Here is a 9,273-nt window from a genome sequence, read left to right as displayed (position 1 = left end):
TCGCAGCAGTGGAGCTTGGCAACCTGCCCGATGGCTCGATGGTGGCCGACAACGACACCGCCTATGCGCTCCGTGCCGGCAAAAGAAGCAGGGCCGGTGGCCGGCGGCCAATGCCGTGACCTCGTCGAGGAAGAACAGCTCGGTCCAGCCGGCTTTGCCCCCCAATTGGCCGTCACTTTGGCGGTTGCGGCCCATCGGCTCGCGTTGGACGCTGCGGAACTCGCAGACGCAGATGATCCAGGCCTGTAACGCCCAGCGCTTCTTCAGAAGCGTCTTCGTCTCGGGGTCGTGGATGATGCCGCGATTGCCCATGAACAGGCCGCGCTCGGGCACGGCGTGGATGGCGCCGAACGGATCGACCCGGTTCTGCAGTGGCATAGCTTTCTCTCCGGCACGCACCTTGGCTGAAATGCGGGCGGCATGATATCGCTCGCCCTTGGAATTTCATGTCAGCAGGATTCTCATGCGGGTGCTGGTGGTCCAGAACTACGAAAACACCGGCCTCGGCCAGGTCGGCGCCGCACTTAAGGAGGCCGGCGCCGAGCTCGACCTGCGGCGTCCCTATGAGGGTGACCCGCTGCCTCAGGACGCGGCCGGGCACGATGCGATGGTCGTGCTGGGCGGCGGGCAGAATGCGCTGGCCGACGACGACTACCCCTATTTTCCCGCTCTGCTCGAACTGACGCGCGAATTCGCCGGCAGGGACCGGTCGGTGCTCGGCATTTGCCTCGGCGGCCAGCTCGTCGCCCGCGCCTTTGGCGCCGAAAACCACATCGGCCGGGCGGTTGAGTTCGGCTGGTGCGGCGTGTCGCTGACGAGGGAAGCCAAGGCCGATCCCGTGCTCGGCGCGCTGCCAGAAGAATTCCCGATCTTCCAGTGGCACGACGACACGTTCGACCTGCCCGAAACCGCCGTCCGGCTCGCCGGCAACGAGGTCGCCACGAACCAGGCCTTTCGCATCGGCCGCGCCGTCTACGGCTTCCAGTTCCATTTCGAGGCCGACCGCCCGCTGGTGCGCGACTGGAGCACGTCCTTCGCGGCAACGATTGCCGAGCGTAACCCCGACTGGGCCGGCAAGCTCGACGACGATATGGCCCGCAGCGGGCCCGACGCCGACGCCGCGGGCCTGGCGATCGCCCGCGCCTGGGTGGCGACGATCTAACGCGTGTCGCCCAAAAGTGCGCAGCGGTTTTGGGAAAACGACACGCGACGCGCTTGAGTTATCTCATCGATCGTTTCGCCAAGCGTGACATAATTGGCACGCGACGGCAGTTCCGCCTAGGGAAAACCTGCTTCGTCCTTGGCCTGTGCTCGCTCGCCATCCTAGAAGGCGCCCGCCCTGTATCGTTCGTGCAACCGCAATGAACCTTCTGTGTGATCTGCGCGACACACCGGCGATACAGAATCTGCCTAGAAGCGCGAAATCGTCGAAACATTGAGACGCATTTTATCGTTTCAACGCATTGGTAACCGCCTCGTGCACAGATGCAGAAAGCTCAACCAGAGATGACGTCCGTGAAAGCAGCGCTTTTGTCCTTTGTTATGCTGTCTGCCATCATCGTGTGCGGCCTCGGCATCTACGCCGCCGATGCAGCCAACAATCACCAGGCCGTTGACGGCTACGGCGTCACCGCCGCGCTTCGCTAAAGCCTGATCCTTCCCGACAAACGGAAAGCTGACCCCACAGCCGGGATCATGGCTAGAACGCCTTTCCCTGCACGGTCACGATACGCTTGTCGCCGCCGTTAACGGCAAGGGCGCTCAGCATTCCCGATTGCCAGGCGAGCGTGTCGACATTGACGCGGTTGGCCAAAACCTCGGTCTCCGGCACCGGTGTGTGCCCGTGCACGATCACCTTCGGGTGAAGGCCGGGGTGGTCGTGGAAGGCGTCGCGGATCCAGATCAGGTCCTGCGGGCTCTGGCTTTCGAGCGGAATGCCGGGCCTGATGCCGGCGTGACAGAAGAAGAAGTCGCCGAAGGTCACTGAAAAGGACAGCGAGCGCAGGAAGTCGACATGGGCTTGCGGCAAGGCTTCGACCAATGCCGCGTGTCCGTGCGCCAGCACCTCGTCCGGCCTGCCGAACCAGCTGCTGCCGGTCGAGAGCTTCACCCCGTATGACGCCGCGGTCTGGATACCGCCATAGCGCATGAACAGGCCGTCCGCGTCGGGCTCGGCAAGAAATTCCAGCATGCCGATGTCGTGATTGCCGGCAAGCGTCAGATTGCGCGGGTCGCGCTCTCTTGCCTCGATCAGGAAATCGATGACGCCTTTGGAATCCGGTCCGCGGTCGACATAGTCGCCGAGATGGATGATGCGCCAATCGGATGACGGTGCATATTCCAGCTCGCTTTCGATCCGGCGATGCATCGCGGCAAGCAGGTCATGGCGGCCATGCACGTCGCCGATCGCATAGAGCCGCATGCCGTCCGGCCCGCGAGCGTCGAGATAATGAATGCCGGTCTCAATCAAGGCATGCGTCTTCCCGTGTCGTAATCACGGGAAACTAGCGCGGATCGATGAATAGGCCCTAGCGTCGCAGCTGGTCCTTGCCCATGTCGGTTACCAAACGCTTACCGCACAGCGCCAGCGTGATGTCCATCTCCTTGCGGATGATTTCGAGCGCCTTGGTGACGCCCGCCTTGCCCATCGCGCCGAGTCCATAGAGGAAGGGCCGGCCGATATAGGTGCCCTTGGCGCCGAGGCAGAGCGCCTTGAGCACGTCCTGGCCAGAGCGGATGCCGCCGTCCATATGCACCTCGATCCTGTCGCCGACCGCATCGGCGATCTCCTCCAGCACCGAAATCGAAGAAGCGGCGCCGTCGAGCTGGCGTCCGCCGTGGTTCGACACGACGATCGCGTCGGCGCCGGTCTCGGCCGCCATCAGCGCGTCCTCCTTGTCGAGAATGCCCTTCAGGATCAGCTTGCCGCCCCAACGCTCCTTGATCCAGGCGACATCCTTCCACGAAAGCTGCGGATCGAACTGCTCCGTCGTCCAGGACGACAGCGAAAAGACGTCGCCGACATCCTTGGCATGGCCAACGATGTTGCGGAAGGTTCGACGCGGCGTGCCGGCCATGCCCAGGCACCAGCGCGGCTTGATGGCCATGTCGATGATGTTGGCGAGCGTCATCTTGGGCGGCGCCGACAGCCCGTTGCGCACATCCTTGTGGCGCTGGCCGAGGATCTGCAAATCGAGCGTCAGCACCAGCGCCGAGCACTTCGCCGCCTTGGCGCGATCGATGAGGTTGAGCACGAAATCCTTGTCGCGCATCACATAAAGCTGGAACCAGAACGGCTTCTTGGTGACGGAGGCGACATCCTCGATCGAGCATATGCTCATCGTCGACAGCGTGAACGGCACGCCGAACGCCTCTGCCGCCTGCGCCGCCAGCATCTCGCCGTCGGCATGCTGCATGCCGGTCAGGCCGGTCGGGGCCAGCGCCACCGGCATCGCCACCTTCTGGCCGATCATGGTCGATTCCAGCGAGCGGTTGCTCATGTCGACCAGCACGCGCTGGCGGAATTTTATCTTGCCGAAATCCTCTTCGTTGGCGCGGTAGGTGCTCTCGGTCCAGGCGCCGGAATCGGCATAGTCGAAGAACATCTTCGGTACCTTGCGGCGCGCCAGGTCCTTGAGGTCGGCGATGGTGAGAATTTCGCTCATGGTGGTCCCCGCTTGATCGATGCTTAGGAGCGTTTGCGTGTTGGTTCGATGTCGCCGGCTTCCGAGCGCTGCCTGAGCCGCAGCCGCGACACCCGCTGCCAGTCGCCGCTGCGCTCGGCTTCCGCCATGGAGCGCTCGACATAGGTGATGTGGTCCATCGCGGCCTTGCGCGCGGCGGCAGGGTCGGCCGCCTTGATCGCGGCATGGATTGCCCGGTGCTGGTGAAGCAGCGCGTCGCGCGCCCCGGGCACGGTGAACACGAGGAGCCGGTTCTGGAACACGCCCTCGGAGAGCAGCCGGTAGCACGAGCGCAGCGTGTGCAAGAGGATGATGTTATGCGCGCATTCGCAGACCGCGTGATGGAACTCGACGTCGATGTCCGCCTCGTCGTCGAAATCGCCGGTCCGGTGCGCTTCGTCCATGCGCGCCATGATGCGGTCGAGCAGCGCCAGATCCTCGGGCGTCGCCCGCCGCGCCGCGTATTCGGCGGCCACCGCTTCGATCTCGCGCCGGTACTCCAGATAATCGGTCACCGCCTTGCGGTGCGTGGAGATGAGGTCGGTCACCGGCTTGGTGAAAAGCTGGCCGATGACGTCGGCGACATGAGTGCCGCCGCCCGGCCTGGTCGTCAGCAGCCCACGTCCCTCCAGCGCCTTCAGCGCATCGCGCAGGATCGGCCGCGACACGTCGAACTGCCGCGCCAGTTCGCGCTCGCCCGGCAGCCGGTCGCCGGTACGCAGCACGCCTTCCAGGATCAGGTTCTCGATCTGCTGCAGCACCTCGTCGGCGGTGCGCGAATGCTCGATCCTGGAGAAGATATCGCTCAACGGAGGGCGCCTGGGAATGGGACGGATGTCGCGCAGATTAAAGCCACTGCCGCCAACTGGTCAAATTATTTATCCAATTCGCCGGATCCGGTAGACTCCGCGGCCGCGCCGTCCCATTCATGCCTGCTAAATTTGCTGTTTACGTGCAATGCTGATTGCCGCAAGAGGACGGGCTTGCACGAAGGGCCGAAACAAGGGGGACCAGCCGTGTCGGACGAGACGTCCAACCTCGAATTCCAGCCGCGCGCCCAAGGCAGCGTCATGGGCTTTCCGGCGCATGAGGGGCGGCCCGGCGCATTGGGCGAGGTGCATGCCCGGCCGCATCCGCTGGTCGAGAAGCCGCGTGTGCTCATCCAGCTCTCCTTCATGACCGAGGGCGGCGCCGCCGTCGACCATGCCGTGCTGTCCGACTTGTCGCGGCGCCTCGGTATCGCGGCGCCCGAACGCCATGCCCGTCACCATGCCATGAAATGGGGCAAGGGCACGGTTCGCTGGGAGCGGCACACCGAATTCTCGACCTATCTCTGGGAAGGGCCGCTCGCCGAGAACGGTCGGGGCCAGGAGGATTCGCCCTTCGGCAACGGCTTCTCGCCGCCCGGAACCGTGATCTCCGGCATCCGGCTCGAAATCCGCAAGTGGACGCAGGCGAGCGAGAAGCTGATCGCCGGCTTTGACCCGACCAGCCTCTGCTATTCGCTGGTCGAGCGGGGCGCGGCTGCCATCATCACCGACTTCCGTCAGGACGGCGATGGCCTGACCCGCATGTTGGTGCTCGACCGCGGCCTGACGCCGGCGAGCACCGGCGCCTTGTCGCATCGGCTGATCGACATCGAGACCTACCGGACGCTTGCTATGCTTGGCCTGCCGCTGGCGCTGACGCTGTCCGGCCGCGCCCGCCGCATCGAGGACCGGCTGGCCCAGACCACGTTGGAAATGAAGGCGGCCGAGACCCGCGACAGCCAGACGCTGCTCGCCGACCTCACCGAGCTTGCCGCCGAGCTGGAGGCCGACGCCGCCTCCAGTCTCTACCGTTTCGGCGCCAGCCGCGCCTATGACGGTATCGTCAGCGAAAGGCTGGAGGCGTTGGAGGAGGAGCCTGTGCAGGGCTACGACACCTGGGCCGGCTTCCTGCAACGGCGCATGGCGCCGGCCATGCGCACCTGCCGCTCGGTGGAGGAGCGCCAGGCCAATCTGTCGCGAAAACTCACCCGCACCACCACGCTGCTGCGTACCTGGGTCGATGTCGAGGTCGAGAAGCAGAACCGTGACCTGCTCGCCTCGATGAACAACCGTGCCCGGCTGCAATTGCGACTGCAGCAGACCGTCGAAGGCCTCTCGGTCGCCGCCGTGTCCTACTATGTCGTCGGCCTAATCGGCTATCTCGCCAAAGGCGCCTCGATCTTCGGCCACACCGTCGCGCCGGAAGTCGTCACTGCGGCTTCGGTGCCGGTTGCAGTGCTGCTCGTCTGGTGGGCTGTGCGCCGTGTGCGACGCATGCACTCCGAGCCGGCAAAGCACCCCGGCGAATAAGTAATCTCCCCCCTTGAGGGGGAGATGGCCGGCAGGCCAGAGGGGGGTCGTCTCACATAGAGCGCCGACGCTTGCGGGGCTACGGAAGCTGGCGCTTCACGCGCGGCGACCCCCTCTGTCGCCTTCGGCGACATCTCCCCCCCAAGGGGGGGAGAAAGCCAGCGGCAGATTGCCGCTGCGGAAGCTTGGGCCACGCCCGTCGTCCATTGCGACAAAAGCAGCGTTTGCAAGGAACCGCCCTAGCTGGTAAAAGATTTTGACCAGTCGAGCGGAGGAAGTGCCGATGTCCGGCCTTGCCATGCCCAAGCCAGATGCCGGGACGATGCACCGGCGCGCCGAGATCGTCGCCGACATGCGCATCATCGTGCCGGGCGAGGGTGTCGTCGACACGGCGAATGAAATGCGCGCCTTCGAAACCGATGGCCTCACCGCTTACCGGCAATTGCCGCTGGTGGTGGTGCTGCCAGAGACGGTGGCGCAGGTCTCGCGCGTGCTGAAATACTGCGACGAGCGCAACATCCGCGTCGTGCCGCGCGGCTCCGGCACCTCGCTTTCCGGCGGCGCGCTGCCGCTCGAGGATGCTGTTCTGTTGGTGATGAGCCGCTTCAACCGTATCGTCGCGATCGACTACCCGAACCGCGTCGTCGTCGCCCAGCCGGGCGTCACCAATCTCGGCATCACTATCGCCGTCGAGCAGGAGGGCTTGCGTCTGCCGCCGGTGAAACTGTTCAAGAAGGGCGTGCTCGATCCGGAGATCTACGCCATCATCTGCTCGAATATCCGCGTCGCCGACCAGCGCATCGGCGACATCCGCGCGCAAGCGGCGGCGCTCTTGATCGGACAGGACAGGCTCAGCGAAATCCTCGATCGTTACGGTGACGAAACTGTCGTCGAGGCTATTGCTGAGCTGCGCCGCCGCGCCGCCGACCAGATGCGCGCCTCGATCGCCGTTATACCGGACGGCGTCTACCGCTCGCAGGCCTTCGTCGATTCCGACGGGGTGGTGAACGAGCCGCTGACCATCAATCTGGCCGTCGAGAAGAAGGGCGACACGCTCACCTTCGATTTTGCCGGGTCGTCGAAACCTTGCGCCGGGCCGATGAACAGCGTGCTGGCGACGACCTTGTCGTCCGTCTATCTCGCCATGCGCCATATCTTCCCGGAAGTGCCGATCAGCGCCGGCGCCTTCGAGCCGCTGAACGTCAAGCGCCCGGAAGGCACCTTCCTCGACGCCAAATATCCGCGCCCCGTGTCGGGCTGCGCGGCGGAGGTCTCGCAGCGCATCGCCGAGGCAGTGTTCGCAGCGATGGTACAGGCGTTGCCGGAGAAGGTGACCGCGGCACCCGCCGGCTCCAGCGGCAATTTCGCGCTCGGCGGCAACGATCCGGCGCGTGGGCGCGACTATGTCATGTACCAGATCTCGGGCGGCGGCTATGGCGGCAATGCCGGCCATGACGGCTTGAGCAATGGTTGCTCGACCATCGGCATTTCGAAGTCGCCGCCGGTCGAGATCATGGAGCAGGCCTTTCCGGTGCTCTACCGGCATTATGCGCTGCGCGAAGGCTCGGGCGGCGCCGGCAAGCATCGCGGCGGCTTCGGACTGGCCTATGAGGTGGAGATATTGCGCGGCGAGGCGCGCGCGTCCTTCGTCATGGATCACGGCCGCTTCGGACCGCAGGGCGCGCTCGGCGGCAGGGACGGGGCGCCGAACAGCGTAACCGTGTTCAGGGGCGGGGAAGCGCATGTGCCACCGCATCTTTCCAAGGAACAGGACATAGCGCTCAAGGCCGGCGACCGCGTGCGCGTCGGCACGCCCGGCGGCGGCGGCTATGGCGATCCCAGCGAGCGCGACCCGAGGCTGATCGCCGAGGATGTCCGGCTTGGCTATTATACGCCGGAGCAGGCCAGGGAGATGTTCGGGTCCGCCCCGGCTGAATGATCAGGCCAGCTTCGCCAGCAGCCGCAGGAAGGTCGCGGCTTCCTTTGTCGTCAGCGGCGCCAGCGTTTCCTCGGTGATGGTGCGGGCGAGCGGGATCAGCCGCTCGATCGCCTCGCGGCCTTCCGGCGTCAGATTGACCAGCAGCCGCCGCTTGTCGACCTCGTGCTTGGAAAGCTCGACGAGACCACGCGCCTTCAGCCGGTCGATGACGCCTTTCACCGTAGCGGCATCCATGGCGATCAGCGTGCCGAGTTGGTTCTGCGAGGTCTCGCCGATATCGTAGAGCTTGGCCAAAGCCGCGAATTGCGGCGGCGTCAGATCGGCGATGTGGGCGGCGAAGATCGCGACATGGCGCTGATGCGCCTTGCGCAGGATGAAGCCGACCTGATCCTGCAGATGGTAATTGTTTTCGTCCGGCTCTTCGGCCTCTACCAGCCGCAGCAGATTGTCCTCGCCGCTCATCTCAAGCCGTCCCATGCCTTGATGTCCCCGGCTGCGAGGCCGCCCATGCGATCATGAACACGCGGGCCGCACGACATGGCGAGGCAGAACAGGATCTCGTCGGGACGCGGCCCGTCGCTGACGCCGACCTCCATGGCGTCGAAATGGCTGCGCACATAGGCGGCGTTGATGTGGCCGAGCGGCACGTCGAGCCGCGAGCCGAAGGCGCCGACCTTCTTTGCCGACGGGACGATCGCCTTGGCGTCGCCCAACCGTTCGCGCATGGCATAGCCGCCCGGCACATGCCACAGCGCGCCGTGCTCCAGCTCGCCCGCCGTGCCGACAATGGCGCCCTTGCCATAGCCGTCGATCTTCTTCACATCGCCGCCGAGCGCCGCGATCAGCCTGTCGGAGAGCAGGAGCCCAAGCGGCTTCAGGTCTTCCATCGCGCCTTGCAGGTCCTCGACATAGCGGCCAGCGAAGGGGTTCTTGACCACGGCAAGAGCAGCGGCACGCAGGCGTGGTTCTTTCGCCACAGGGCCGCCGTCGTGAAAAATCTCTTCGGTCAGAACCGCGACCTTGCGGATCGGAAAGTCAGGCATGGGCAGTTTCCTTCACCTTATGATTGTTGGGCGCGGCCAGCGCCACGGAACCACTGACGCGGGTCTGACCGCCAAGAAACAGCGCCGATGCGGCAATCAAGCCGCGCCGGCGAAAATCTTCGGCGACCGCAAGGCCGTTGTCCAGCGCCCGGACCACTTCGCGAGGCGAAAGCGCGCCGACGCCTTGCGTCACCAGCCGGTCGCCGAGATCGCTGTCGGGCGCCAGATCACGCGCAGGCACGCGACGGATCGCCGGATGTCCAGGCAGA

At 65.2% G+C, this 9,273-nt stretch carries 9 protein-coding genes and 2 pseudogenes; 4 read left to right on the top strand and 7 right to left on the bottom strand.

What is annotated here, in order from left to right; translation table 11 throughout:
- Positions 1-378 (bottom strand): annotated as a pseudogene (locus EOA29_RS15675) (hypothetical protein); the annotation flags it as partial.
- Positions 379-463: 85 nt separating this feature from the next.
- Between EOA29_RS15675 and EOA29_RS15670 the strand changes: the two are divergent.
- Together EOA29_RS15670 and EOA29_RS43790 are read left to right on the top strand one after the other, a co-directional pair.
- Positions 464-1,162, top strand: a complete 699-nt coding sequence (locus EOA29_RS15670) for a type 1 glutamine amidotransferase (RefSeq protein WP_127221111.1) — start codon at positions 464-466, stop codon at positions 1,160-1,162.
- A 353-nt stretch (positions 1,163-1,515) separates the two neighbouring features.
- Positions 1,516-1,647, top strand: coding sequence for a hypothetical protein (locus EOA29_RS43790; RefSeq protein ID WP_281061079.1), 132 nt, complete (start codon positions 1,516-1,518; stop codon positions 1,645-1,647).
- A 52-nt stretch (positions 1,648-1,699) separates the two neighbouring features.
- On the opposite strand, the gene EOA29_RS15660 is transcribed toward EOA29_RS43790, so the two are convergent.
- The 3 genes from EOA29_RS15660 to EOA29_RS15650 are packed head-to-tail and all read right to left on the bottom strand — an operon-like array spanning position 1,700 to position 4,492.
- Positions 1,700-2,470 carry a metallophosphoesterase gene (locus EOA29_RS15660; protein ID WP_126092587.1) on the bottom strand — a complete coding sequence of 257 codons (771 nt, stop codon included), beginning with the start codon at positions 2,468-2,470 and terminating at the stop codon, positions 1,700-1,702.
- Positions 2,471-2,528: 58 nt separating this feature from the next.
- A complete protein-coding gene (locus EOA29_RS15655; protein WP_126092588.1) occupies positions 2,529-3,665 on the bottom strand; it encodes an alpha-hydroxy acid oxidase in 1,137 nt (378 codons plus the stop codon).
- A gap of 23 nt (positions 3,666-3,688) precedes the next feature.
- Complete coding sequence (locus tag EOA29_RS15650; RefSeq protein ID WP_126092589.1) at positions 3,689-4,492, bottom strand: FCD domain-containing protein; 804 nt, start codon at positions 4,490-4,492, stop codon at positions 3,689-3,691.
- Positions 4,493-4,699: 207 nt separating this feature from the next.
- Between EOA29_RS15650 and EOA29_RS15645 the strand changes: the two genes are divergently transcribed.
- Positions 4,700-6,022: a DUF3422 family protein gene (locus EOA29_RS15645; RefSeq protein WP_127221110.1), complete on the top strand. Its 1,323-nt coding sequence runs from the start codon at positions 4,700-4,702 to the stop codon at positions 6,020-6,022.
- 283 nt (positions 6,023-6,305) lie between these two features.
- The gene (locus EOA29_RS15640; protein WP_189478905.1) at positions 6,306-7,961 is read left to right on the top strand and encodes a hydantoinase B/oxoprolinase family protein; all 1,656 of its coding nucleotides are present in this window, start codon (positions 6,306-6,308) and stop codon (positions 7,959-7,961) included.
- On the opposite strand, the gene EOA29_RS15635 is transcribed toward EOA29_RS15640, so the two are convergent.
- From EOA29_RS15635 to EOA29_RS15625, 3 genes and pseudogenes are all read right to left on the bottom strand, one after another.
- On the bottom strand, positions 7,962-8,423 hold the full coding sequence (locus EOA29_RS15635; RefSeq protein ID WP_126095665.1) for a MarR family transcriptional regulator: 462 nt from the start codon (positions 8,421-8,423) through the stop codon (positions 7,962-7,964).
- A complete protein-coding gene (locus tag EOA29_RS15630) occupies positions 8,420-9,004 on the bottom strand; it encodes an amino acid synthesis family protein (protein WP_126090699.1) in 585 nt (194 codons plus the stop codon). The genes EOA29_RS15635 and EOA29_RS15630 overlap by 4 nt, the downstream gene beginning before the upstream one ends.
- Positions 8,997-9,273 (bottom strand): annotated as a pseudogene (locus tag EOA29_RS15625) (UPF0280 family protein); the annotation flags it as partial. The gene EOA29_RS15630 and the pseudogene EOA29_RS15625, both read right to left, overlap by 8 nt.

The sequence above is a fragment of the Mesorhizobium sp. M1E.F.Ca.ET.063.01.1.1 genome, from assembly GCF_003998155.1.
Lineage (GTDB): Bacteria > Pseudomonadota > Alphaproteobacteria > Rhizobiales > Rhizobiaceae > Mesorhizobium.
The sequence above is the reverse complement of the archived record's forward strand: the minus strand, read 5'-3'. Positions and strand labels throughout refer to the sequence as shown.